At 45.4% G+C, this 24,702-nt stretch carries 21 protein-coding genes; 10 read left to right on the top strand and 11 right to left on the bottom strand.

The window, feature by feature from the left end:
• Positions 1-381: 381 nt before the first annotated feature.
• Positions 382-777 (top strand): group III truncated hemoglobin, encoded by a 396-nt coding sequence (locus ACN0QW_RS16045; RefSeq protein WP_417432775.1) that lies wholly within the window; start codon positions 382-384, stop codon positions 775-777.
• 101 nt (positions 778-878) lie between these two features.
• On the opposite strand, the gene ACN0QW_RS16050 is transcribed toward ACN0QW_RS16045, so the two are convergent.
• Together ACN0QW_RS16050 and ACN0QW_RS16055 are read right to left on the bottom strand one after the other, a co-directional pair.
• Complete coding sequence (locus tag ACN0QW_RS16050; protein ID WP_417432777.1) at positions 879-2,573, bottom strand: methyl-accepting chemotaxis protein; 1,695 nt, start codon at positions 2,571-2,573, stop codon at positions 879-881.
• 306 nt (positions 2,574-2,879) lie between these two features.
• Positions 2,880-4,451: a sigma 54-interacting transcriptional regulator gene (locus ACN0QW_RS16055; RefSeq protein ID WP_417432779.1), complete on the bottom strand. Its 1,572-nt coding sequence runs from the start codon at positions 4,449-4,451 to the stop codon at positions 2,880-2,882.
• Between the two features lie 223 nt (positions 4,452-4,674).
• Between ACN0QW_RS16055 and ACN0QW_RS16060 the strand changes: the two genes are divergently transcribed.
• From ACN0QW_RS16060 to ACN0QW_RS16075, 4 genes are all read left to right on the top strand, one after another.
• Positions 4,675-5,907, top strand: a complete 1,233-nt coding sequence (locus ACN0QW_RS16060) for a methionine gamma-lyase (protein WP_299371619.1) — start codon at positions 4,675-4,677, stop codon at positions 5,905-5,907.
• Positions 5,908-6,051: 144 nt separating this feature from the next.
• Positions 6,052-7,437 (top strand): tetratricopeptide repeat protein, encoded by a 1,386-nt coding sequence (locus ACN0QW_RS16065; protein ID WP_417432781.1) that lies wholly within the window; start codon positions 6,052-6,054, stop codon positions 7,435-7,437.
• Positions 7,438-8,029: 592 nt separating this feature from the next.
• Positions 8,030-8,200, top strand: coding sequence for a hypothetical protein (locus ACN0QW_RS16070; RefSeq protein WP_417432783.1), 171 nt, complete (start codon positions 8,030-8,032; stop codon positions 8,198-8,200).
• Positions 8,197-8,586 (top strand): hypothetical protein, encoded by a 390-nt coding sequence (locus ACN0QW_RS16075; protein ID WP_417432785.1) that lies wholly within the window; start codon positions 8,197-8,199, stop codon positions 8,584-8,586. The genes ACN0QW_RS16070 and ACN0QW_RS16075 overlap by 4 nt, the downstream gene beginning before the upstream one ends.
• Positions 8,587-9,036: 450 nt before the next feature.
• On the opposite strand, the gene eda is transcribed toward ACN0QW_RS16075, so the two are convergent.
• The 9 genes from eda to ACN0QW_RS16120 all read right to left on the bottom strand — a co-directional run bounded on the left by eda (position 9,037) and on the right by ACN0QW_RS16120 (position 18,816).
• A complete protein-coding gene (gene eda, locus ACN0QW_RS16080; RefSeq protein ID WP_417432787.1) occupies positions 9,037-9,687 on the bottom strand; it encodes a bifunctional 4-hydroxy-2-oxoglutarate aldolase/2-dehydro-3-deoxy-phosphogluconate aldolase in 651 nt (216 codons plus the stop codon).
• An 11-nt stretch (positions 9,688-9,698) separates the two neighbouring features.
• Positions 9,699-10,646, bottom strand: coding sequence for a sugar kinase (locus tag ACN0QW_RS16085; protein WP_417432789.1), 948 nt, complete (start codon positions 10,644-10,646; stop codon positions 9,699-9,701).
• A 136-nt stretch (positions 10,647-10,782) separates the two neighbouring features.
• Positions 10,783-12,573, bottom strand: coding sequence for an IlvD/Edd family dehydratase (locus ACN0QW_RS16090; RefSeq protein WP_417432791.1), 1,791 nt, complete (start codon positions 12,571-12,573; stop codon positions 10,783-10,785).
• 53 nt (positions 12,574-12,626) lie between these two features.
• Complete coding sequence (locus ACN0QW_RS16095; protein ID WP_417432793.1) at positions 12,627-13,427, bottom strand: SDR family NAD(P)-dependent oxidoreductase; 801 nt, start codon at positions 13,425-13,427, stop codon at positions 12,627-12,629.
• A 16-nt stretch (positions 13,428-13,443) separates the two neighbouring features.
• Positions 13,444-14,322, bottom strand: coding sequence for an SMP-30/gluconolactonase/LRE family protein (locus tag ACN0QW_RS16100; RefSeq protein ID WP_417432795.1), 879 nt, complete (start codon positions 14,320-14,322; stop codon positions 13,444-13,446).
• 68 nt (positions 14,323-14,390) lie between these two features.
• Positions 14,391-15,515, bottom strand: a complete 1,125-nt coding sequence (locus ACN0QW_RS16105; protein ID WP_417432797.1) for an ABC transporter ATP-binding protein — start codon at positions 15,513-15,515, stop codon at positions 14,391-14,393.
• Positions 15,516-15,529: 14 nt separating this feature from the next.
• Complete coding sequence (locus ACN0QW_RS16110) at positions 15,530-16,417, bottom strand: carbohydrate ABC transporter permease (RefSeq protein ID WP_299371255.1); 888 nt, start codon at positions 16,415-16,417, stop codon at positions 15,530-15,532.
• Positions 16,410-17,318, bottom strand: coding sequence for a carbohydrate ABC transporter permease (locus tag ACN0QW_RS16115; RefSeq protein ID WP_417432799.1), 909 nt, complete (start codon positions 17,316-17,318; stop codon positions 16,410-16,412). The genes ACN0QW_RS16110 and ACN0QW_RS16115 overlap by 8 nt, the downstream gene beginning before the upstream one ends.
• A gap of 235 nt (positions 17,319-17,553) precedes the next feature.
• Complete coding sequence (locus tag ACN0QW_RS16120) at positions 17,554-18,816, bottom strand: ABC transporter substrate-binding protein (RefSeq protein ID WP_417432801.1); 1,263 nt, start codon at positions 18,814-18,816, stop codon at positions 17,554-17,556.
• A 308-nt stretch (positions 18,817-19,124) separates the two neighbouring features.
• Here ACN0QW_RS16120 and ACN0QW_RS16125 point away from each other — a divergent pair, with 308 nt between their 5' ends.
• The 5 genes from ACN0QW_RS16125 (at position 19,125) to ACN0QW_RS16145 (ending at position 24,702) form a co-directional block, all read left to right on the top strand.
• Positions 19,125-19,886, top strand: coding sequence for a response regulator (locus ACN0QW_RS16125; RefSeq protein ID WP_417432803.1), 762 nt, complete (start codon positions 19,125-19,127; stop codon positions 19,884-19,886).
• Between the two features lie 8 nt (positions 19,887-19,894).
• Complete coding sequence (locus ACN0QW_RS16130) at positions 19,895-21,370, top strand: sensor histidine kinase (protein WP_417432805.1); 1,476 nt, start codon at positions 19,895-19,897, stop codon at positions 21,368-21,370.
• A 195-nt stretch (positions 21,371-21,565) separates the two neighbouring features.
• Positions 21,566-23,131, top strand: coding sequence for an ABC transporter substrate-binding protein (locus ACN0QW_RS16135; protein WP_417432806.1), 1,566 nt, complete (start codon positions 21,566-21,568; stop codon positions 23,129-23,131).
• Entirely contained in the window at positions 23,121-23,933 is an 813-nt protein-coding gene (locus tag ACN0QW_RS16140) for an ATP-binding cassette domain-containing protein (RefSeq protein ID WP_417432808.1), read from the top strand. Before ACN0QW_RS16135 ends, ACN0QW_RS16140 begins: the two co-directional genes overlap by 11 nt.
• Entirely contained in the window at positions 23,926-24,702 is a 777-nt protein-coding gene (locus tag ACN0QW_RS16145; protein ID WP_417432810.1) for an ABC transporter ATP-binding protein, read from the top strand. The genes ACN0QW_RS16140 and ACN0QW_RS16145 overlap by 8 nt, the downstream gene beginning before the upstream one ends.

Genomic DNA, 24,702 nt, shown 5'->3' on the forward strand with positions numbered 1-24,702 from the left:
ATTGATCCGCTCGCCAATAATACAGAAAGGATCATCAAAACCAATCGCGATCTCTTTGGTCGCTGAACTAAGGATCGTACGGGTCATATCGGTGCGTCTCCGGTAAAGTAGGGTATTAACCCAAAAAGTTATAAACAATAACCCCAATTATTTTCGGGGTTTTATTATTAATTATATATAGACTGACAAGCGTACAGACGCCTGCGCGACACTATGTAGCCCAAAAACGCTCTTAGGGCAAAAGAGACGAAATAATTTACTTTTAAAGGCGTTGTTTTCCTTTTGAATTTGGATAACATTTTGTTGCGACAATTTTGCCATTCGCATACTTTAAAGATATATATTATAGTCATCTTAGTGTTTGTTTATTGAGTGGATTAAATGCACCAGCCGTATACAGAGATTACAGAAGAAGCCATACATACTATGGTGCACAGCTTTTATGACAGGGTTCGTAAAGACCCGATGTTAAAAGACGTCTTTAATAATAGCATTGGTGATCGGTGGGATCCTCATTTGGCGACGATGTGTCGTTTCTGGTCTTCGGTTTTATTGACATCTGGTCAATATAAGGGAAACCCGATGATGGTTCATATGAAGGTTGACGGTATTAAAAGACATCTGTTCGACCGATGGTTAGAGCTTTTTCGCGAAACCAATTTGAATTTGTTTACGGTAGAAATTGCTGACTTTATTCAGGAAAAGGCTGAACGAATTGCCCAAAGCTTGATGTTGGGTATTTTCTATAAACCGGAAGACGTGAAAGTTGGTACTTAACGAATATCACGGGAATATCTAATTATTAAGGGGAATAGAAAAGGGCTGGAAAAACACCAGCCCTTTTGTCTTGTCTTTTGTACAATCTTTAAAAATTGCACTTAACCATTACGGACCTGAGACAAGAAAGTATCCAATCCTTGTTGAAGGTTCACAGATTGGTGTGACAGACTGCTAGAGGCTTTTAGTATTTCTTTCGCGGTCTCGCCTGTATCTGCGGCTGCTTGCCTGACGTGCTGGATGTTGCTGGAAACTTCGCGGGTTCCTGCAGAGGCTTGCTCAACATTTCGGGCGATTTCCTGTGTTGCAGCGCCTTGTTCTTCAACGGCTATGGAAATGGCGTCGCCAATTTCATTCACTTCCCTGATAGAGTTTCCAATGGCTTCAAGTGCTTTGGCTGCATCTTCGGTGACGGACTGAACATTGGAAATTTGCCCGGAAATTTCCTCGGTCGCTTTGGCTGTTTGATTGGCTAGGTTCTTGACCTCACTTGCCACAACGGCAAAGCCTTTTCCGGCTTCGCCAGCACGGGCCGCTTCGATGGTTGCGTTAAGCGCAAGAAGATTGGTTTGCTCTGCAATACCAGTAATGAGTTCGATAACCTTACCAATCTCATCTACCGAGTTGACGAGGGTTCCAACTGTATCGTGCGCACCATCTGCTTTTTTGACAGCTCCGGCGACGACCTCTGATGATCTGCCGACTTGACGATTAATCTCTCGTTCAGAAGCTGAAAGTTCTTCGGCAGCAGCAGCAACAGTCTGTACGTTAGAGGCGGCTTCATCTGATGCCGCCGCAACGGATGTGGCCTGTTGCGATGTGTTCTCCGCCGTGGTTGATAATAGTTGGGCTGATGCTTCCATGCCAGTCGCGGCATTGCTGACTTCTCTAATGGTCGAACCAACCTGGTTTTCAAAATCGTCAGCCAGTTTGTTGATCAGGCTCTTTCTTTCAAGCTCGGCCTGTTCTTCTCTTTCTTTTTGTCTCTTTTCCATTTCGTGGATTTTTTCGGCGTTTTCTTTAAAGACAAGAACAGCGCGGGCCATTTGTCCAATTTCATTTTTCCACTCTATTGCTGGTACCGTGATAGAAAGGTCGCCATCTGCCAATCGTGTCATGACTGAGGTGATAGCTGTTATCGGTTTGTTGAGGTGGTTTCGGCTCCACCAAAGGTTCATACCAGACATAAAAAGAAGGAAGGCAAAAACAGATGTCAGGGCAAAGGTATTTAAGCGTTCAACAAAGCTGATTGATTGCCGTACTGCCCCTGTATTCAGATCAATCCCTTCTTGAATAGCGGCATTAAGAATATTAATACCGTCCAGGGCTGGTTGATCGTCAATTTTAACTGCTGAATCAATTTCTTGAGGTGACTTTCCTGCCTTAACCATTGCTTGGGCTTCGGTCAATTTTTTTGCATAATCATCAACAACAGAAGCAATCATTTTAAGGGCATCAGATTCTTTTTTTGTTACCCCCAATTCTTGATACTTACCAAGAGATTTTTTTGCATTATTGATTGCATTATCGACTTTTGTAATACGACTTTGATCTTGGCGAAGGACGTAATTTTTAAATTGATGGACCATCCCGCCAAAGCCAAGAGAGTACTGTAAATTAGTAATTGCAAGCTGCTTGTTATAGTCAATCTGGCGAAATGTGTCCCAGTGATGATTAATATCCTCATTGCCCTTGTGGCTAAAGTAAGTAGTGGTTCCGACGATACCGACAATAATGAGTAAGACTGCAGAAAAAATCATACCCAAATGTTTAATTTGGAAATTATTGATAAACATAGTGAACTCTTTCGAAAACTTATCACTTGGAAATTGAATGCGGTTATAACGCGCGTGGTACCACCATCCAGAAAAATAAAACGTATCCTGATTTTGACAAAGGTACGTTTTTGCAAATTTTCCAGCCCGTATTATCAAGCTGAAATATTAACGCATATTAAAAGTTACAACTATGGATGTATTTAGCTGAATAATATAAATTTTAATTTATATTATTAAAAACAATAGGATACGGTGATTTTTAATTCTTGAGTGTTTTAGTCGCGCTTTTCTGTCGCAGGCTGTGAGCTTAACCGTTTGCTTTATTTATTCGTCCTTTGGGGGGGGGTATGTCAGCCCATATTTCTTTAGTTTCTCGGCAACAGTCGTGTGGGAAACCCCGAGCACCTTTGCAAGCTTCCTGCTGCTTGGGTGTTGTGGGTAAAGGTTTGCGAAGAGTTCCTTTTCGAATGCTTCTAACGCTTCTTTGTAGTTGGTAATATTATCGTATGCGAGTTCTGAGCCATGGGATGATTTGAACGGCTGTGAATTGGAGAACTCCATGTCTGCAGTTGTGAGTTCTGTGCCTTCGCACAGTGACACGGCCCTAAAAATAGCATTCTCCATCTGGCGAATATTGCCGGGCCAAGGATGGTTTTTGAGCAGTGCAAGAAGTTCATGTGAAATTTTGGGGGGTGGGCAGTTGACCTGTTTTGATGCTCTGTTTGTGAAATGTTGCGTCAAAAGGGGGATGTCACCCTTTCTTAGCCTTAGCGGTGGCAGAGTAATAGATAAGACGTTGAGGCGATAATAGAGATCTTCCCTGAATGCCCCCGTTTTTATCATGTCTTCCAGATGCCGATTGGTCGCACTTACGACCCGGACATTTACTTTGATCTCCTTTGTGCCCCCTACACGCCTGAAGATACCGTCTTGTAAAAACCTCAACAATTTTGCCTGAAGGTAGGGTGACAATTCACCAATTTCGTCAAGAAAGAGCGTACCCGTGTCTGCCAGCTCCAAAAGGCCGGGTTTGCCGCCCTTTACAGCAGACGTAAAGGCACCGGGGGCGTAGCCGAACAATTCGCTTTCGGCCAGACTTTCCGGTAAGGCGGCACAGTTCAGGGCAAGAAAGGGTTTTCTGTTGCGATTGCTGGTTTCGTGGCATGCGCGGGCAAAAAGCTCTTTACCTGTTCCCGTTTCACCCAGAATGAGAAGGGGGGCATCGACCTTTGAAAGCCGTAGGGCTTTCCCCTTTATGTTCTGCATAATTTCCGTTTCGCCAAGGATGGCATCAAAGCCCCGGGTTGCTTGACGTGTGTCTAATGCGCTAAAGGCGCGACCAAGCTGTGCTGGTCTTAGGAAAATGAGAACGCTTCCTGATATTTTACTGTCTGATTTTTCTTTTGACGTGATTGGTTCTGCTCTTATCAGGTAGGTTTCGCCACCTAACACGGCCTCGGTTTCCGTTATGTGAAACGCAGATTGTTGTAGGGGTGCGGTCAATGGCGTTTGCAATAGAGTATCCAGTGAGGCATTGCGCAATTTGGCTTCTGTTTGCTTCGTGATCGCTTGGGCGGCTTCGTTTGCTTGGGTGATATAGCCGTTCGTGTCAATTGCGATGACGGGTTCTGGTAAGCTGGATAACACGGCATGAAGCTGTAAGCGTCTGCGTTCTGTGGGCAAAAGATCAATGGCACTGACCTCGTGAATTCCCGGCACTGACTTTACCGCAGAGGTCAGTGTTTCAAGTTCCGATTTTCTTAGGGCAGGAATGTCCATATAAATGAAGTGTGTTGTTACTTCCATATTACGGATATCTAGCCCGGATTTAACCAGAACATTCAAAACTTCATAGGTGATTCCTAATCGGTTATCACCCTTTAATTGCAAGCGCATGTAAAAAATTCCTTACGTAAGAATATATTTACATCATATTTTTGTTTAAAAATCAAAGATAATAAGGAAACAATGGGTTAATTATACTAGAAGTGTAAGGAATATTTTACATTAATATGTGTGCCGTAAAGTTAAATGATTGATTTAAAACGATTTTATTTGTTGGCACGACTGTTGCTCTTATATGGGGATAACAAATGCTTCATTCTGGGAGAAGAAACAAATGTCTGATGTTGCTGGTAAAAAAGGCTTTGCAACCCGTGCAATTCATCATGCCTATAACCCTTTGGATCATCAGGGGGCTTTGAACCCGCCAGTTTATATGACATCAACCTTTGCTTTTGATTCCGCTGCCCAAGGTGGTCGCCGTTTTGCGGAAGAAGAGGGGGGGTATATCTATAGCCGTATTTCGAACCCAACACTTGCCTTGCTCGAAGAACGTATGGCCATTTTAGAAGGCGGTGAAGCTGCTCTGGTGACATCTTCTGGGATGGGCGCGATTACATCGGTTTTTTGGACACTTGTGAAGCCCGGTGATGAAGTTATCGTTGATCGTACCCTTTATGGATGTACTTTCACCTTCTTTAACCATGGGCTGGAACGTTTTGGTGTTAAAATCCGTCACGTTGATCTGACTGATCCTGCAAAGCTGGCAGATGCAATCAGCGACAAGACCCGTGTCGTATACTTTGAAACCCCGGCAAATCCCAACATGCGTATCGTTGATATCGAAGCAATTTCAAAGGTCGCGCATAGCAAGAATGCCACGGTGGTTGTCGATAATACCTATTGCAGCCCTTATTTACAGCGTCCGCTCGAGCTTGGGGCTGATCTGGTTGTGCACTCTGCAACAAAATATCTGGGCGGGCATGGGGACTTGATGGCGGGTGCTATTGTTGGCTCTGCCGAACTTATGCATGACATTCGCCTGATCGGCCTAAAAGACATGACAGGCGCGGTTCTTTCGCCACAAGATGCACAGCTTATTCTTCGTGGTTTGAAGACCTTGAGCTTGCGTATGGATCGTCATTGTAAAACGGCTAAGACCGTTGCGCGTTATCTCGAAGACCACAAGCTGGTCAACAAGGTTTACTATCCGGGCCTTGAAAGTTTTGAACAGCATGATGTTGCCAAAAAACAGATGTCTGATTTTGGTGGTATGATTGCCTTCGAGCTTGAGGGTGGTCTGGATATGGGGCAGAAGATGATTGATGCCTGTCAGATGATTGTTCGTGCGGTGAGCCTTGGTGATGCGGAAACACTTATCCAGCATCCGGCAACGATGACCCATTCGACCTATACGGAAGAAGAGCGTCTGAAATATGATATTACAGACAGCCTTGTGCGTCTGTCTGTCGGATTGGAAGAAGAAGAAGATATTCTCGCTGATCTCGATCACGCTTTGGAAATTGCTGGGGGTGGTCGTAACGTAAGTGTTATGCCAAAAACGGCATAAAAACCAAAAACGGCGTAAACAAGAGTAAGCTAGGGCTTCTTTTCTATCTAAAGAGAAGAGCCCTAGTAATTCAGCCTCATTGATAACAAAACCTGAATTTTAACCGGGTGAGGCAAATAAGTTATAAATTTGGAGGGATGGTTTGTGGCCTTAAAAGATATTCGTGGTGTTCCTGTTTCCTACGGGGATCAGAAAGCAATCGATGCCATGGAAGACGGACATATTTGCGCGATGTCTTTTTATGGTGATCCCATCGGACGAATTGACAAGGTTCTCAAAGAACATCCCGACTTTATCATGGGCCATTGCTTCAAAGCAGCTTGGCTGACCCAAACTCTTGAAACCCGTATTTATAAAAGAATGGTTGCTGCCTTGAATGCAGCTGAAGCGCTTTGGGATAAAGCCAATGATCGGGAAAAGGGACATATCAGGGCTGTAAAAGCTTGGGTCGGAGGGGATTTTTACGGGGCTGTTCAGCAGTGGGAAGCGGTTCTAACCCGCTATCCTTACGACCTTCTCGCGCTTCAATTGATCCACCTTACAGATGTTTTACTTGGTGACGTTGCGGGGCAACGGGATTGTGTCGCAAGGGTCTTTGCCCTTTGGGACGAAGATATGCCGGGCTATGAATTTGTCCTCGGGTTCTATTCATTTGGTCTGGAAGAAAATTCGGACTATCTACAGGCCGAAGAAATGGGACGTTTATCACTGGCGATCCGGCCAGATAATCCCTATGCGGTTCATTCCGTTTCTCATGTGATGGAAATGCAGGGACGACAGGCTGGTGGTATCAGCTTTATGCGTGACCGTGCGCCAAGCTGGTCAAAGAGCCATTTTGCCAATCATCTCTGGTGGCATCTGTCATTGTTCCACCTTGATATCGGCCAAATCGACCGCGTTTTTGATGTTTATGACAATAACCTGCGAACGCCACATCAAACGGTCGATAAGTACGAAGAACTTGATGCCGCTGCACTGTTGTGGCGTCTGAAATTACTTGGTGTTGATGTCGGGGATCGTTGGGCATCCCTAGCCGATAAGTGGGAACCAAGTGCTTCGGACACGCTTTATGCCTTTAATGATGTCCATGCCATGATGACCTTTGTCTCTGACGGACGTACCGACGCGGCGCAAAAACTTCTTACTGCTAATGAACGCTATATTGATCATGCAACCGATGCCAATACGGCCATGAGCCGTGAAATTGGGCTTCCATTTTGCCAGGCGTTACAAGATTTCGAGAATGAAAACTACAACAACTGTGTTGATCGTCTGTTGGCTGTGCGCTATCGGACACACCGTCTGGGCGGAAGTCATGCACAGCGAGATATCATTGGCTGGACACTTCTGGAAGCCGCTTTGAGATCAAAACGCTATGATCTTGCTTTGGCACTGGCGAACGAACGCTGTGCACTGAAAACCACGTCCGTTCAAAACTGGAACTATGTTGCCCGCGCCCACAAAGGGTTGGGCGATATTGCAAAAGCTGATAAAGCTGCGGCAAGGGCACAATCGTTGATGGCAGGTTAAAGGCTAATTACTAAACGCTCTGATTTTATGGAGTTGCGGTCAACTCATACTAATGGTTGGTATACAATACCTGGCCTAAACAGTCAGCGTTCTAGGTACAGGTGAAGAAGGGCAAATCTCCCTTAGGGTTAACAGTAGCCTGTAATATTAAACATATAGATGATAAATTTAAGTGGTAATAGTCAAAAATTAATAGGAATATATGATACAGAACAAGAAGTTGAACTAGGTCTAAAACTAGTTTCAAGTCAAAAAGGCTTCATAGATACTCCTGAAGGATTTCATGTGAAGGAATTTGTAATAAATCAGATAGTAAATGATGATGGAAAATTGTTAATTTAAGTATCGCCCTTTCTTAATTTTTTCCTCTTTCTGATATTATCTCTTTTGAGAATACTTAGGATGACCAGCTGATTGCAGCGGACAGACTTGACCTCGCCAGTTTATAGTTAACGAACTAGGCCGGGGTTCAGTCTGGCACACAATGGAACAAATCCACTATATCCGTGCGGAAGAGGCTTCGCTGGCGATCCATATACACAGTTAGGTTCTAAAAAAGGTAGTAAACTGGTGACTATATTCAAGGACTTGAATGGGTATTAAAGAAAGTACTGGTAAATTAGAGCCAACAAAACAAATTGATTTTACAGATCATATTAGGCCAGATATTCATGAACATAATCCTCATCAACATGAATACACTCCGAACCCTACGGGAGGTACTCCAAGAAGAGGAGGCGCAGGTCCTTTGAAGCTGCCATGATGAAAACAACAAAGAGAAATATTATTAAAAATGATGTTAAGCTCAGCTTAAAACAAATATTAGTTGAGCTATCATCAATTCTACCATGCGAAGATTATATATGGTCTATATTGGACTTCGATGGAATAGGTAAGACCCCTAATGATGAAACAATGCCTGAGTTTGAGAAGACTGTTCGTAATAGTATTACGGGATATAGGCTTGGTTGGGAAAAGTTATCTTCTTTTGCATCAACTTTAATTGATACTCATGATTGTTTGGTTGTTGGAGCAAAAAGCGAAAATGATTTTGTGATGAATGAGCTAAATAATGATGATTTCTCTAGGTGTGAGGTCGTAGTTGATTATCATGATAGCTATCTCCTTACTATTATGACTAAAGAATAACTCAAAATTTCCAACGAAAAGAAACCTATTCAGTCACAATGAATACAATCTCCTACTAGAGGTTATTAGTACCCTCTTTCACTTGGTGTAGAGCCCAATTCAATACCTTTCTGTATATGACTTTATGATTCCAAGTTCCCAAATAGTGAGTTTTAAATACTGCGTACAGGTGCGCCTTCGCAAGATCTTCCTGAACGTTACATCCTGCCTATAACCGTTATGTCCGCTGGGAAAAGGGGGTACCAAGAAGACGATCTTTGTTGCTTTGGCTGAAGAATGCGAAAATGCTTTGGTGGCCAGTTGTTTACTGCGGGCAAGCTTGATCTTGCCAGTTTACAGCGGGCGAAGACGGTTCAGGGGGAGACCGGATAGTGTCTTAACGCGTTGTTTTCAGAACTGGAACTATTTTGTCTCAGACATATTTGCCCCAGACATATATGTGCTCAGGCTTTAGCGAACGGCAGCCATGCTTTTCTGAACGATTTGTGTAATTGCGGACCAGTTCTTTTCAGCGACAAGATCTTTTGGGGCGAGCCAACTGCCACCAACGCAGATAACATTGGGTTGTTGCAGGTAATCCTGAACATTTGCTGTGGAAACGCCACCTGTCGGGCAGAAACGAACATCGGCTATTGGGGAGCTCAGGGATTTAAGCATTTCAATGCCCCCTGAAGCGCCGGCGGGGAAAAGTTTTTGAATCTTAAAGCCAAGCTCGCGGAGTTCCAAAATTTCAGACGGGGTTGCCGCAGCAGGAACATATGCCAGATCAGAATCTATTGCTGCCAAGGCAAGCTTTTTTGTCGTGCCGGGACTTAAGGCGTAACGTGCACCTGCGTCTTTAACCTGTTGGAACTGTTCGCACTCTAGAAGCGTTCCGGCTCCAAGGGTAAGCTCAGGTAAATGGGTGGCTATCTGCTCCATAGAAGCAAGAGCAGCTTCACTTCGCAGCGTAACTTCAACTGAATTGCACCCGCCTTCCAATAGGGCCTCGGCTAATGGGATTGCATCTTCTACGCGTTCTATAACCAAAACGGGCAAGATAACGGCCTGTTCAAGTGTTTTGCTTAGGAAGTTTTGATGTTGCTTGTCTGCAATAGCCATAATCGTGAGCCTTAGAATGTCGGGGGGGTGACAGGAACAATTGCGCCAGTCTGGGCAATGACCTGTTTAGCGAGGTTTGATCCTGCTTTAACCGCCGTAGAGATATCGTGGTCTGATAGTCGCGCGTAGAGATAACCAGCGTTAAAACTATCTCCGGCAGAGGTCGTGTCTTTCACATCAGTCGCCGGAACAATAGCATGCTTCTCAGTCTGACCATGACTGTGGACATAAACTTCTTCTGCACCGTTCTTAAGCACCATTTCTTTCGCGCCAAGCTTTGTGATGCGGTCTATCGCGTTTTGGGGGGAACTGGTTTTAAAAAGCAGGGTTTCATCATCATAGGACGGTAAAGCCAGATCACAAATTGCGTAAGCTCTATCTATGATAGACTTTGCTTCGTCGTCACTTGCCCAAAGGCGCGAGCGATAATTGATATCAAAAGCGATCTTCCCCCCTTGTGCCCGAAAGGTTTGGCAATAATCGAAGAAGGCTTCTCTACCTTTAGGGTGAAGGATCGCGAGTGTAATACCGGAAAAATAGAGCCAGTCTTTTTTTAGGAGTTCAGATTTAAGCGCTTCACTTTGCGGCGTTTGAAAAAGCTGTCGAGCGGGTGCTTCCGAACGCCAGTAAAGAAAGCTGCGTTCTCCATGTTCATCCGTCTGTATGGCATATAGACCGGGTACTGCACCGGGTATTTGTTCTATCAAATCCGTATTGACACCCGCAGTAGAAAAAGTCGCGATCATATCATCACTGATGGCGTCATCACCTAGCGCGGTAACATAGTTGACGTCGATTTTCGATTTCGCGCATTGTGCAAGGTAATAGGCGGTGTTGTAGGTATCACCGCCGTATCGCTTTTGATAAAGCAATTCGTTATGTCCAGAGGCATCAGCCCCAGAAACATCCGCTCGGGACAGTTCGATCATACACTCGCCGATAATACCAATTGAGGTCACGTTACTATTCCTGATTACACCGGACTTGATAAAAATAGGATATCTGGTTGGCAGATTTTGATCATTTTATAAGACAGATCCTGTTCAATGGCTAGCAATATGTCCGAAAAAATATTCTGATGTCCGTTATACTGGATTAATGGGAATGGCGGGGTAATCCCTTTTCATCGACAACTCTCAAGTGGAGTGTTGCGGGTTCCAGACAGGCGCCCGTGGATAGTTGCCCAACCATAGAGCGATAGATCTCTTGCCAAGGGGTCTGATTATCCAGTTCTGGCAGCACAAGGTTGTTTTTTCTTATCCTTAGCTCATCATCGCTGATGACCATGTCCACCTGCCGTGTATTCAGATCAACCCGGACGTCATCCCCACTTTTCAGAAGTGCCAATCCGCCACCGACCGCGGCTTCTGGCGAGGCATTGAGAATTGAGGGGCTGCCAGACGTTCCGCTCTGGCGGCCATCGCCAACGCAAGGTAGGGAGGTGATGCCCTGTTTGACCAGACTGTCTGGCGGCAACATGTTCACAACCTCTGCGGAACCTGGGTACCCAACCGGGCCACAGTTTCTGATGAAAAGGATTGAATTTTCAGTAACACCAAGATCAGGATCGTTGCGTCTTTGGTGATAATCTTCGGACCCTTCAAAGACGATTGCTTTTCCGGTAAAGACATTGGGCTGTTCTGGGTCTTCCAGGTATCTTTTTCGAAAAGTTTCATCGATGGCAGATGTTTTGAGAACAGCGTTATCAAAAAGATTGCCGGATAACACCATAAGCCCTGCGGATTGTAACAGGGGATCATCTGTTGTTTTGATAACGTCACGGTCGTGGGTAAAGGCTTCTCTGCAATTATCACCAAGGGTTTGATTATTTACGGTCAGGCAGCCTTCGTGGATCAAGTCTGCCTTGATCAATTCAGCCAGAACAGCCGGAACGCCACCCGCTTTGTGGAAACGCTCGCCCAGGTGCCGTCCGGTTGGCTGACAGTCAACAATCATAGGAACGCTGTAACCAATGCGCTGCCAGTCATCCATTGTCAATTCGACGCCCATATGGCGGGCAATGGCAATTAGGTGAGGGGGACAGTTGGTCGACGCCCCAAGGGACGAAGCCAACACAATGGCATTTTCAAAGGCTTCTTTGGTCATAATCATGGAAGGCTTCAAATCCTCCCAAACCATATCAACGATACGCTTGCCCGTATGATAGGAAATCTGCCCGCGTTCCCGATAGGGTGCAGGAATAGAGGCACAGCCGGGGAGTGACATGCCTAATGCTTCAGCCAGACAGTTCATGGAAAGGGCTGTACCCATGGTGTTGCAGTGCCCCACAGACGGAGCTGACGCCGCAGCGAGGTCCATAAAGCCGTCGTAATCAATTTCACCTGCGGCCAGTTGTTCGCGTGCTTCCCAGATGATACTGCCCGAACCGACTGTCCGCCCCTTGTGATAGCCATCCAGCATGGGACCACCGGAAAGAACAATGGCGGGAATATTGACTGTCGCAGCCGCCATCAAACAGGCTGGCGTTGTCTTGTCACACCCCGTCGTCAGAACAACCCCGTCAAGGGGATAACCATAGAGAACTTCGACAAGACCCAGATAGGCAAGGTTTCGATCAAGCGCAGCGGTGGGGCGTTTTCCGGTTTCCTGTATGGGGTGGACCGGGAATTCAAGGGGAATGCCCCCGGCATCGCGGATACCTTCTTTGACACGAACAGCCAAGTCTGTGTGATGGCGATTACAGGGTGTAAGGTCTGATCCCGTTTGTGCGATACCGATAATCGGTTTGCCGGACTGGAGTTCTTCGCGGGTAAGGCCAAAATTAAGATATCGTTCCAGATAGAGAGCAGACATGCCGGGATCATCAACATCATCAAACCACTTTTTACTTCTCAGTTCTGCGGGGGTGATCCGTTGTTGTGTCATGGTTTTCTCTTTTATACCGGAATTGCTCAGAGTTCTTCTTGTAATGTAAAAGCTTAATCTGCTTGTCCGCTTGTCACGCGGTTACGCCCTATAACCGGGTATTGCTCGACTTCAAAAACCGTTCCGCTGACGGGGGCAGATTTGTCTGACAGCCAGAACACCACATGATTTGCAACCTGTTCGGGGCGAAGGATCGTGCCAGAAGGGGCGGATAAAGGCGAGACATTGTCCAACCAGTTTTCAGGGTTACCTTCGGCCAATTGTAACTGGTGTTCGTTTTCGGTCAGGGTCCAGCCAACATTGATCTGGTTGACGCGAATTTTTTCCGGTCCCAAAGCATCACCAAGGTTTCTTGTCAGTGTCTGAAGACCGCCTTTGGATGTTGAATAGATCAAAAGATCCGGTTGCCCACAGTGCGCATTTATCGACCCGATATTAACCACGCTTGCCGATCCGTTGTCTCTAAAGCTTTGCATTGCAGCCTGAATGGTCAGCATCGGTGCCCGCAAATTGATTGACATAACCTGATCAAAGTCTTCGGCAGATGCCGTATCAATGTTATGGCGTGGCGATATCCCTGCGTTATTGACCAGACCATCTAGATTGCCAAATTTTTTGACGGCTGCTGAAACCAGTTTTTCTGGAAAGGTCGGATCAGCAATATCACCGGCTAATCCAGAAACGCGATTGGTTCCATAACCTTTGCTCAACTCTGACAGGGCTTGTTCGACCAGATGTTCTCGCCGCCCGTGCAAGAAAACATTGGCACCTTCTTTTAGGGCTTCTTCGGCGATGACACGGCCAATGCCACTACTGGATCCGGTTATGATAATGTTTTTATTATTCAATAACATAATTTATGACTTTAACTTATTGGGTTATAATTTTTTCTGGAAGTCCGGCAACAGGGGCGTCTAACTGAAATAAAGCCCCCGCATCGGGATTTTCTGCAAGTTCTTTCGGTGATAGTCGGGTTGATGCAGAGGTCACAAAAAGCGTCTTTAGGTCTTCACCTCCAAAGCACAATGACGTGGGGCGTTGGACAGGCATATCAATTTTTTGATCAACCGTCCCGTCTGGTTTGTAACGCGTAATCGCCCATCCATCCCACTGTGCATTCCAGAGATAACCTTCACTATCAACCGTCATGCCATCAGGATAACCATCTTTACCAGTTAGTTGAACAAAAACCTCTGGCTGTGAAGTGATTCCTTCTGTGGTGCTATAGCTTGCGGTCATGATCTGTTGCGTTGGTGAGTTCGCAAAATAAATTCTGTCACCCGCGGGGCTGAATGCCGGCCCATTAAATACGATAAACTTTTGTTCCAGAGGGCTAATTTGACCGGATTGGTATCGCCAGTATCCCGCAACAGGGGCGCATTCTCTTAGATGTTTTGCCCCGAAAATGAAATTACCAGCTCTGTCGGCTTTGCCGTCATTCATCAAGCAGTTATCATCTGCTAATTCCGGCGCAATGGGGGTGACGGTTCCCAAGTCGGGGGCTATGAGGAAAAGCCCCTGACCCATCGCAGCAATCAGTCCTCCATCATGCCACAGCGCTATTGACCCGATAAGCGCGGGGAGGTCCATCGAAGAATAATCAGATCCATCAACTTTTTGCCACCCATCAACCTTTTGCCAATAGAGTTTGCTGTTCTCGATATCAACCCAATAAAGGAAGCCTGCTCGATGGTCCCAAAGGGGGGACTCACCCAACAGAGCTGGCCCTTTCCAAATTTTTTGGATCAAAATTTTTCCCCTGAATCTTTTATTGTGGGATCTTTTGGTACGGTCACGTTCGTCGTCTTCTTCTGTCTTTAAATGCGAAGTTCGGTTTTGGGATCAAAGAGACTGGCTTTTCCCATATCGACCATAAATGCCATCGTTTCCCCCGGTGCTGTGGTATTGTAAGGGTTAACCCGTGCAATTACTTCGCGTCCGCCCAGTTCGATATAGGTGAGTGTATCTGCGCCTGTAGGTTCCAATACTTCCACCTGACAGTCAAATGCCTGTAGGCCTTTGTTCAAAGATATTTCTGCATCCGAACGATGTGTCAGGGTTTCGGGTCTGATGCCGAGGATGACATCACGTCCAACCCAGTCACCGACATCCTGTCGATCATCAGGCAAGGCAAGGAAAACAGAGCTTCTGTTGCCATTGGCTGTGCGTTCGATTGAAACGCCTAACTTGCCATCTTCACTGACAACAGCGGCGGGAACAAAGTTCATTGGCGGTGAACCGACGAACCCGGCTACGTACATGTTCGCAGGCTTTTCGTATACTTCCTGCGGGCTTGCAAACTGTTGTACTTCACCTTCGCGTAGAATAGCGATCCGGCTGGCAAGGGTCATGGCTTCAATCTGATCATGGGTCACATAAACCATGGTCGTGCCGAGACGCTGGTGCAGCTTTTTGATTTCCGTCCGCATTTCTACCCGAAGTTTGGCATCAAGATTTGATAGTGGTTCATCGAATAAAAAGATTTCGGGGTCACGTACAAGCGCACGTCCCATGGCAACGCGTTGTCGTTGCCCGCCGGAAAGCTGTGCGGGTTTACGATCACTCAGGTGATCAATTTGCAACATACGGGCTGCTTCATCCACACGCTTTTCACGGTCTTCCTTAGTGACTTTGCGCATTTCCAGACCAAAGCCGATATTCCGGGCAACGGACATGTTGGGATAAAGCGCGTAGCTTTGGAAAACCATCGCGATGTCACGGTCTTTCGGGTGCACATCGTTTACGACATTTTGATCAATCAGGATTTCACCATCTGTAATGGTATCCAAGCCTGCGATCATATTCAGCAGTGTTGATTTCCCGCAACCGGATGGGCCCAAAAGGACCAAAAATTCACCATCTTCCAGATCAAGGTCAATGCCTTTGAGAACTTCGATAGCGCCATATGATTTTTTGACATTTTGAATGGATAGGGATGCCATGAGTATTTTTCTCCTTACCCTTTAACTGAGCCAGCGGTTAGACCGCGTACGAAGTAACGACCTGCCAATACATATACGACGAGTGTTGGTGCTGCTGTAATCAGGGCAGCGGCCATATCCACATTGTATCGTTTGACGCCAGTTGTTGTGTTTACAAGGTTGTTGAGTGCGACAGTAACCGGTTGCCCACCACCAGTGGTGAACGATGCCCCAAAGAGGAAGTCGTTCCAGATTTGGGTAAACTGCCAGATAATGGTCACGACGATGATTGGAGGCGATAAGGGCAACATGATGCGCCAGAAAATCATAAAGAATCCTGCGCCGTCGATTGTTGCGGCCTTGATCAGATCATCGGGAATATTGACGTAGTAGTTTCTGAAAAAAAGCACGGTAAAGGGAAGGCCATAGACAATATGAACCAGAACCAAGCCCGGCACTGTATTGGCAATTCGCAAGTAACCCAGTGATTGTGCCATAGGAAGCAACACGACCTGAAAGGGGATAAAACACCCAAACAGGATCATCGCAAAGATCAGGTTCGCGCCTTTGAACTTGAACTTGGTGAGCGAGTAACCTGTCAAAGCCCCCAGAATTGTGGAAATCAAGACGGCCGGAATGGTCATTGCAACAGAATTCCAGAAATACGGCTTTAATCCGGTACAACTGACGCCGATACAGGCTTCATTCCAGGCATACCCCCACGCATCAAAATTTATCTCTGCGGGTAGGGATAACAGTGTGCCGTTACGGATTTCATCCAGATCTTTCAACGATGTAGAAAGAACAACGATCAACGGCAGGATATAATAGGCTGCAAAAATTAAAAGCAGGGCGTAAAGGCCAAATCGAGCGGCGGATTGCCAAGGGCTTTTCCCGCCAGGAAGTGCAGAGAGATCAGCCATTTTTCTTCTCTCTTAATTCTGAATAGAGGTAAGGGATGACAATGGCCATCACGGTCGCAAGCATCATCATTGCTGATGCTGCGCCAAGGCCGATCTGATTGCGGCGAAATGTCATTTCATACATAAAGTTCGCTGGCATGATTGTGCTGTATCCGGGGCCACCGCCCGTGAGGGCAACCACAAGGTCAAAGCTTTTAACGGCCATGTGCGTGAGAATAAAAAAGCAGCTCAGGAATACGGGCCGTAACGTCGGTAAGATAATGACGAGATAGATACGAGATAAGGAAGCTCCATCCAAATATGCTGCTTTGATTATCTCACTATCAACCCCACGTAATGCCGCGAGGAAGAGCGCCATAACGAAGCCGGATGATTGCCAGACGGCCGCGATCACCAAGGTATAGACCGCCATTTCACTATTGATGAGCCAATCAAAGGAAAAGCTTTCCCAACCCCATGATTGCACTAAACTCTGAATGCCGAGCCCGGGGTTAAGTATCCATTTCCAAGCTGTACCCGTGATAATAAAGGATATCGCCATTGGGTAGAGGTAAACTGTACGTAATACCCCTTCGGCACGGACTTTCTGATCTAGTGCAATTGCCAGCAAACAGCCAAGGACAATTGCAATAAGAATAAACAGACTGCCAAAAACAAGCAGGTTTTCCATTGCAACATTCCAAGGGGTCATCTTCCAGAGGCGAATGTACTGGTAAAATCCTTCGAATGAATAGGTTGGTAGCATCTTGGACTTTGTGAAAGAGACATATCCTGTCCAGGCAATAAAGCCATAAACAAAGAATATGATCAGACCAAAAGTAGGTGCCACAACCAACTTAGCTACATTCCGGCGAAACCAATCAGAAAGTGGTTTCTTAGCTGGTATGGATTTTTGAGTCATGAGGCTCATCATTTATTCGGGAGCATTCCGGCAAGCAAAGTCTCATAAGTGACATCGCTTGCAGCGAATGAATACTCTAAGTCAAACAGATAAAGTTTTTCCTGTCATTGATTAATGATGACGGAAAGGCTTTTAAGCATAGATTTAATATGCTCAGTCTTAAAAAATAACGGTGTCTCCGATGACTGTTCTCGCAATGGACATTACAGGGGAAACACCGTTATTTTCAGGGAGCCTACTCAGCCAACTCGATTGCTTCGGCTAGGCGTTCAACCGCAACATCTGATGTCATGTCAGAATTGAAGTGTTCTGTAACTACGTCCAGAATTGCTCCACGGATAGCGCCTGAAGCCGCGATCTCATGCGCCATTGATCCAACCAGTGCACCGCTTTCAGATGCAGATTGTAAATCGTTCATGGATTTCACAGCGCATTCGTCAAACTTTCCAGTTGGTACGCCCATTCTTGCGGGAATGGACCCTTTGTACAGATTAAAGGTTTCCTGAAACTTTTCACCCAGTATCAGACGTGCAAGCAGGGCTTGACCTGCTTTGTCATCTTCACTGCTGACATTGAACATGGCAAAGCTGTCAGAATTGAGAATGTATCCACCGTTGGATGGCGTGGGAACACAAAGGAAATCTTTGCCAGGGACCTTCCCTGCGGCAAGAAATTCACCTTTTGCCCAGTCACCCATGATCTGCATGGCTGCTTCGCCGCGCATAACCATGCTTGTTGCCAAATTCCAATCTCTTCCGGAAAAATCGGCATCAACATAGCCGCGCATTTTACGCATCTGATCAAAGACTTTTTTCATGGTGTCAGATTTGATCGTTGCCATATCTTTTTCGATGAAGGCTTTGTTGAAAAATTCAGCGCCGCCCATTCCCAGTACGACTGTTTCAAATACAGTGCCGTCCTGCCATGGCTGACCACCGTGCGCCAGTGGCGTAATGCCTGCTGCTTGTAGTTTGTCTGCGAGGGCATTGAATTCATCCCATGTACGGGGCGGTTCACCATCGACTTTAGCCAGAGATTCCGGGTTTGCCCAAATCCAGTCAACGCGGTGGATGTTCACAGGAACGGCAACATATTTGCCGTCATGTTTCACAATTTTTTGCAACAAAGGTGGCAGAACGTCGTCCCAGCCTTCTTCTTCACCAAGCTTGGTCAAATCACCCAATGCGCCGGCTTCAGCCCACTCCTGAATGCTCAAACCTTTGATCTGTACGGCCGCTGGTGGGTTACCAGATAGAACGCGCGAACGAAGAACTGCCGCTTGTGCGTCTCCACCACCGCCAGCAACGGGTGCATCTACCCATTTACCGCCATTTGCTTCAAAGTCTTCTTTTAGGGCTTTAACAGCTTTCGCTTCGCTGCCTGATGTCCAGTAATGCAGCACTTCTGCTGTTGGTTCTGCTTGTGCGGAAACTGCGCCCAAAGCAATAGAGCTTACCAAAGCCGTCGTAAGTGCGAGTTTTTGAGTAAAAGATTTCATTCCCATTTTCCTCCCCGTGCGATTTGGACCTAATATGATTATGGTCCAATGTGGTGTTGACCCATTGAGATATTGACCCATTGAGATATTGACAAAGAACCAACGAGCATCCCATAGATTATAGTTAGTTATTCAGAATGCTCGGGTTCCGATAGCCTTAGTAAAACCCTATCGTGTATAACTAGCGACTAATTTAAGGTAACAGAAGATTGCAGATCATTCGCTCTGTTACAAACCGTTACACTGGCGAGATAAAGTATTTTGTTTTTAAGGGCTTGCTGCACCAGCGAAATATGACAGGTAAGTGAATGGAAAAGGCCAAACATCTACTAATTGTGGATGATGATGAAGAAATTAGAGATCTTTTAACCGGGTTTCTGACGCAAAGAGGCTTTAGAGTCTCTGAAGCGGGTTCAGGTGATGAAATGCGCCGTGAGTTGAATAAATGGTCTATTGATCTGATCATTCTCGACATCATGCTTCCGGGTGAAGATGGGCTAAATCTCTGCCGTGCGGTACGTGAAAAATCAGATGTTCCAATCATTATGCTTACGGCTGTAACGGGCGACGCAGATCGTATCGTTGGTCTGGAAGTAGGGGCGGATGACTATCTGGAAAAACCTTTTAACCCCAGAGAGCTGTTAGCGCGAATGAAGGCGATCTTCCGTCGTGTTAGTGGTGTTGGTTCAGACGATAATACTTATATAGATCAGGGTATTGCCAATAGAATTTTCAAATTTTCCGGTTGGCAGTTACATGAGGGAAAGCGAGAAATACGTTCTCCTGATAAGTTTGTTGTTCACCTTTCTTCTGGTGAATTTGCTCTGTTGGTCGCCTTTTTGGAGCATCCACAAAAGGTTCTGACACGTGATGATTTGATTAACGCAACCAGAGGGGTCGAGGCAATTGCCTTTGATCGCAGTATTGATATTCAGGTCAGCCGGCTCCGCAAAAAGCTTGAAAATGATGCAGATAGGCCAAAGTTGATTAAAACTGTTCGTGGACAGGGATATATCTTTGCTGAAAAGGTTTCCGTAAACCCTGTGCTTCCTGTTCGGAACGGGGTTTGATCTTTGATATGATCCCGAATTTTTTCGAGAAATATCTTCCGACTAAAATACGCCCTAGAATTCTTCTTTTTGGCTTTTTGTGCGGTTTCCTTGCGGCGAGTTTTGCCTCTGTCGGGGTCGGAGCTATTATCAATCGTAGAGCTGAAATCGCTGAAACCACTTGGATTGGTCCCGTTATTGCCCGGGTCTACGAAGATATTTCTCGTATGCCGCTTGAACGCAGGCTTTTATCTGTCGGGAATTTTAATCGGTCCGATGCGGTTCAGTTTGCGTTGGTTAAGGAGCATGAGCTTCGTGATGCTCAGTCTTTAGACAGCTATTTTTTGTTGAATACGAATTCGCAATATGGGCCTAACCCGCGAATTTACCTTGATCTTTTTGATCGTAATCCCCGTCAAAAGATCCTCAAGTCTGACTATCCACCCGAAGATCTAACTGCAAAATTAACATTTCTTGTATCAGCAATCGCTAGGCATGACAGTCGGGCGATGCTTTATATTCCCTTTGCGAATGGCGAGAGGCTGGTTGTTTCTAGTCCTAAATATTGGCAAGCCCGAATAACAGAAGTTCAGTGGCTATTGATTTGTCTGGCAGGGATGGCGTTTTCGGGTGTTCTTTATGCTGTCGGGACACGGGCTCTATTACGACCCTTTAAAATTTTAAGCGAAAATAGCAACGAACTGAATACTCTTAATATTAAGAGTTTTTGGCCTGAAGAAGCAATAGGGGTCGCGTACAGGCTTTCGACGGAACAAAAAGAAAAAGCCGAAGTTCTTGATGAAAGAACGCGTATGTTAACGGCCATTTCCCATGATCTGCGCACGCCCGCGACACGGCTGAGATTACGGGCTGAATATATCGAAGATGAAAACCTGAGAAACAAGATACTTTCCGATCTTGATCTGATGTTGGGCATGACAAGAGATGCGATTGATTTCCTCAAGGGTGGTTTAGAAAGAGAAGAAGAAGAATATTTTGAGATTGTCTCGCTTGTTCAAAGTATCTGTGTTGATTTTTCCGATGTCGGCATGCCGGTTATATTCATGCCTATTCAGTATCCGACCCTGAGGACAACGGGCACAGTCTTTAGTTCCCATGAAAAGTCAGTACCTTTGGATGGTATGTTGAAAGGGAACATGAAGGGACGGCCCAAAGCTTTACAGCGCGCTATTACCGACCTTGTTGCCAATGCAGTTAAGTACGGATTTCAGGCAAAGGTCAGCTTAACTATAGAACCCAGTCGCGTTTTAATTGAGGTTATGGATAAGGGCCCAGGCATTCCAGAGGATGAAATGGAAAATGTCCTCAAACCCTTCTACCGTCTAGAGAAATCTAGAAATAGGGAGACCGGGGGCAGTGGACTTGGGTTGAGTATTGTCAACAGTGTTATTCAGGCTCATCACGGGCATTTTGATTTAATCAATCTGCCTGTTCAGGGTTTGAATGCGACAGTTGATATTCCTCGTTCTATTGAGGCGACATAAAAGATAGTCGTTATCCTGTTGAATATAATTGAGAAACTCATTCTCTTAGGTTCTGTCAGGGGAGTAGGTTTAGAGTATTTATTTTTTAATTGTTATGTTATAACGTTTTGTATATGTTGCCGATCTGAAGACATGAATTGATGTTTTTACAGATTTCTCCTAATTGTTCCCTAATTGTTCATAGGCTTTATAGTTATGAAAAAAAGATCATTAAGGGCCATTCTTGCGTCCGGTTTTATTGCGTTTGCTGCAGGTATGGTTGGTCCGGTCTCTATTAATTTTGCGTATTCTCAAGAAAAAGTAATAACAATTGCTGTGCCTTTTGGTCCGAAAAGTTCGGTTCCAGACCCAAGGGCACGTCAAAATGGCTGGTTGAGTAATAGGGCGGGTGTTTCTGAAACATTAGTTGGTTTGGATTACGAAATGAAAATGTTTCCGCGTCTAGCGGAAAGTTATCGTAATATTAGCCCAACCCAATGGGAATTTACATTACGTGAAAATGTTAAGTTCCATGATGGTAGCCAATTAACCTCGGAACTTGTTAAAAATTCATTTCAAAAATTGAATGACAAAGATCATGCTGCGTACAACCCGCGCCTGATCAAACTGTTGAATATCAAAGAGATTACGATCAAAGATGAGCGAACGTTTGTTTTTGAGACGAAGGAGCCTAATTCAGCTTTTATCTGGTCCCTGACAGAGCCGACAGCATCAGTGATCAAAGAAGGCACTGAAAAGCTACCGATTATCGGTACAGGGCCATTTGTTTTTGTTTCTGCTGAAGCTGAGAAAAATTATCACACTAAAGCCTTTGCTGATTATTGGGGCGGTAAACCAAAACTTGATGGCATTATTATGGATGCTATTTCTGATGCGTCTGTTGCCGCACTTGCTTTGCGAGCAGGAGATGTGGATCTTGTCACGAATTATTCTGAGCCAGATTTCGCTGCGCTGGAAAAAAGCAATCAGGGGCAACGTTTTGATGGGGCGACGACACGATTGTTTTTCTATCAGGTCAGAACCGCAGACGGCCCCCTAGCCAATAAAGAGCTAAGGCAGGCTATTTCTTTGGGCTTGGATCGTAGTTTGATTGTTGAAGCTGCTTTGGCTGGTGTGGGCGGAGATCCTGCTCATTCTATTTTTCCTGTAACGATGAAATCCTGGGTAAACAAAGCTTTGGAAGCATCTTACGACAGGGACAAAGCCCTCGAAATACTGGATAACGCGGGATTAAAAGATACCAATGACGATGGTATTCGTGAAATTGATGGTGAGAATATCGTTCTTAAATTGCGTTCCTATGAGGGACGTCCAGCCCTTAAACCAACGCTTGAGGTGACGCAGGCACTTTTAAGCAAACTGGGCCTGAAAGTTGAAATTTCGATGGGGGAATATCAGGCAAATAATGACGCGCTAAAGTTGGGTGAAATTCATATGCACCTTCAGGCGTGGGGAACAGCACCACAGGGCGACCCGGATTATTTCCCATCGACCTTGTTGGATTCAGAGGCTGGGTACAATTTCTCGGGTTATAATAATCCGAAACTTGATGCCTTGTTGAAAAAGGGACGTGAAGAGTTTGATCCAGTAAAGCGCAAGGTTATCTATGATGAGATTCAGGAAATCATTGCCGAAGATCTTCCTTTAATTCCAGTGTTCCATAAAACGCAGGTTTCTGTCGGTAACGGTAAAGTAAAAGGGTATAGAATTCACCCTGCTGAAACGTACTTGGCTTCTCCGGAGTTGGATATTGAAGGGTAAAGAAACACCCCCTCTTGTTGAGTTATCTGACCTGACCGTGACTTATGACGGTCAGGTTTTGATCGACAGCATCAATCTGGATGTTATTTCTGGTGAAACCCTTGCAATCGTGGGGGAGTCAGGGGCAGGGAAAACCACTCTTCTCAGAAGTTTGTTGGGGGTTACAAGCCACGGTTTCAAGGTTTCAGGTTCTTTAACATTCAAAGGACAACAACAAGATCTTGCAAGCCATAGATCGTCTGATTCTTTGGTGAAAGGTTCAATCGCCTATGTGCCTCAAAACCCCAGTGTTGGGCTGGACCCGCTAAAGCGATTGAAATGGCAATGGTCACAGGCGTTAAGAGGGGCGAGGGCTTTAAAAGGAACTCTGCTTCATAAGGAACAAGGGGCCGAGGAAAAGACATTTTCTGAAAATATTTTATCTCAGTTAAAACTAAAAGCTTTTGATAAAAAATATCCACATCAGTGGAGTAGAGGAATGCAACAACGGCTTCTTCTAGCTTTTGCACTTATTGCAAAACCTAAGATTATTATTCTGGATGAACCAACGTCTGCCTTGGATACTATTATTGCTGCAAAGGCCTTGGTTGAGGTAACAAAGGTCGCGAGAGATCATAATATCTCTGTGTTGATGGTGACCCATGATTTGGCGTTAGCAACCCAGTTTGCTGATCGTGTAGCTGTTTTATCTTCTGGAAAGTTAATAGAGGTGGGGATGACCGATGAAATCCTGAATTCACCGTCACATCCCTACACGTCGAACTTGGTAAAACATCGGCATTGGGGGCATGCTGATGCTTGAAGTTAATAATTTATCGGTGCAGATGCAGAATCAATGCCTTCTTGAGGATATTAATTTTGATCTTTGTCGCGGCGAAACGCTTTGTATTATTGGCGAAAGTGGATCGGGTAAAACAACACTACTCCGGTCTCTTCTTGGCTTGATTCCCTTATCTCAGGGGAGTGTATCGCTCAATGGTCATGTTTATCAAAGTCCTGAAAGTTCTCAAATTGGATTGCCGTCAACCCAAATGGTTATGCAAGATCCGATTGCTGCATTAAATCCGCGTAAAAAAGTAAAAATTTCTATTGCCGAAAGCCTTTATCGATCATCCTTAAAAGCAGCAGAGATCGAACATGCTATCAAGCAAGCTTTAAACGATGTGGAATTACCCGACGGCTTGGAAAATAGGTATCCGTCTCAGATTTCTTTAGGACAAGCCCAGCGGGTGTGCATTGCCCGGGCTATTGTTGCCAAACCTGATATACTCTTTTTCGATGAGCCCCTTAGTGCATTGGATGCGATTATCCAAAAGCAGATAGCTCAAGTTTTGGAACGTATAAAAAAACAAAATGAGCTGAGCTATATTTTCATTACCCATGATTTAGGGTTTGCACGACATTATGCAGATAAAATTTTACTCCTTAATCGTGGAAAGGTCGTGGAATATCAAGATGTAGGCTTGTTCTTCGAAAGGCCGGAAAGTGCTTATGGGCGGGAGTTATTGGAAGTTGCTTATATTTTGGGATCATTACCTCATAAAAAAACAAAAGAAATTCAGGCGGCATAA

It is taken from the genome of Kiloniella sp. (genome assembly GCF_048259265.1).
Taxonomy (GTDB): Bacteria; Pseudomonadota; Alphaproteobacteria; order Kiloniellales; family Kiloniellaceae; genus Kiloniella.

Excerpts from the sequence above, each read along its gene's own strand:
- ACN0QW_RS16110 (WP_299371255.1), bottom strand. The coding sequence starts at position 16,417 with ATGGCTGATCTCTCTGCACTTCCTGGCGGGAAAAGCCCTTGGCAATCC.
- ACN0QW_RS16090 (WP_417432791.1), bottom strand. The coding sequence starts at position 12,573 with ATGACACAACAACGGATCACCCCCGCAGAACTGAGAAGTAAAAAGTGG.
- ACN0QW_RS16075 (WP_417432785.1), top strand. The coding sequence starts at position 8,197 with ATGATGAAAACAACAAAGAGAAATATTATTAAAAATGATGTTAAGCTC.
- ACN0QW_RS16145 (WP_417432810.1), top strand. The coding sequence starts at position 23,926 with ATGCTTGAAGTTAATAATTTATCGGTGCAGATGCAGAATCAATGCCTT.
- ACN0QW_RS16130 (WP_417432805.1), top strand. The coding sequence starts at position 19,895 with ATGATCCCGAATTTTTTCGAGAAATATCTTCCGACTAAAATACGCCCT.
- ACN0QW_RS16125 (WP_417432803.1), top strand. The coding sequence starts at position 19,125 with ATGGAAAAGGCCAAACATCTACTAATTGTGGATGATGATGAAGAAATT.
- eda (WP_417432787.1), bottom strand. The coding sequence starts at position 9,687 with ATGGCTATTGCAGACAAGCAACATCAAAACTTCCTAAGCAAAACACTT.
- ACN0QW_RS16120 (WP_417432801.1), bottom strand. The coding sequence starts at position 18,816 with ATGAAATCTTTTACTCAAAAACTCGCACTTACGACGGCTTTGGTAAGC.
- ACN0QW_RS16115 (WP_417432799.1), bottom strand. The coding sequence starts at position 17,318 with ATGACTCAAAAATCCATACCAGCTAAGAAACCACTTTCTGATTGGTTT.
- ACN0QW_RS16055 (WP_417432779.1), bottom strand. The coding sequence starts at position 4,451 with ATGCGCTTGCAATTAAAGGGTGATAACCGATTAGGAATCACCTATGAA.
- ACN0QW_RS16070 (WP_417432783.1), top strand. The coding sequence starts at position 8,030 with ATGGGTATTAAAGAAAGTACTGGTAAATTAGAGCCAACAAAACAAATT.
- ACN0QW_RS16045 (WP_417432775.1), top strand. The coding sequence starts at position 382 with ATGCACCAGCCGTATACAGAGATTACAGAAGAAGCCATACATACTATG.
- ACN0QW_RS16135 (WP_417432806.1), top strand. The coding sequence starts at position 21,566 with ATGAAAAAAAGATCATTAAGGGCCATTCTTGCGTCCGGTTTTATTGCG.
- ACN0QW_RS16105 (WP_417432797.1), bottom strand. The coding sequence starts at position 15,515 with ATGGCATCCCTATCCATTCAAAATGTCAAAAAATCATATGGCGCTATC.
- ACN0QW_RS16095 (WP_417432793.1), bottom strand. The coding sequence starts at position 13,427 with ATGTTATTGAATAATAAAAACATTATCATAACCGGATCCAGTAGTGGC.
- ACN0QW_RS16060 (WP_299371619.1), top strand. The coding sequence starts at position 4,675 with ATGTCTGATGTTGCTGGTAAAAAAGGCTTTGCAACCCGTGCAATTCAT.
- ACN0QW_RS16050 (WP_417432777.1), bottom strand. The coding sequence starts at position 2,573 with ATGTTTATCAATAATTTCCAAATTAAACATTTGGGTATGATTTTTTCT.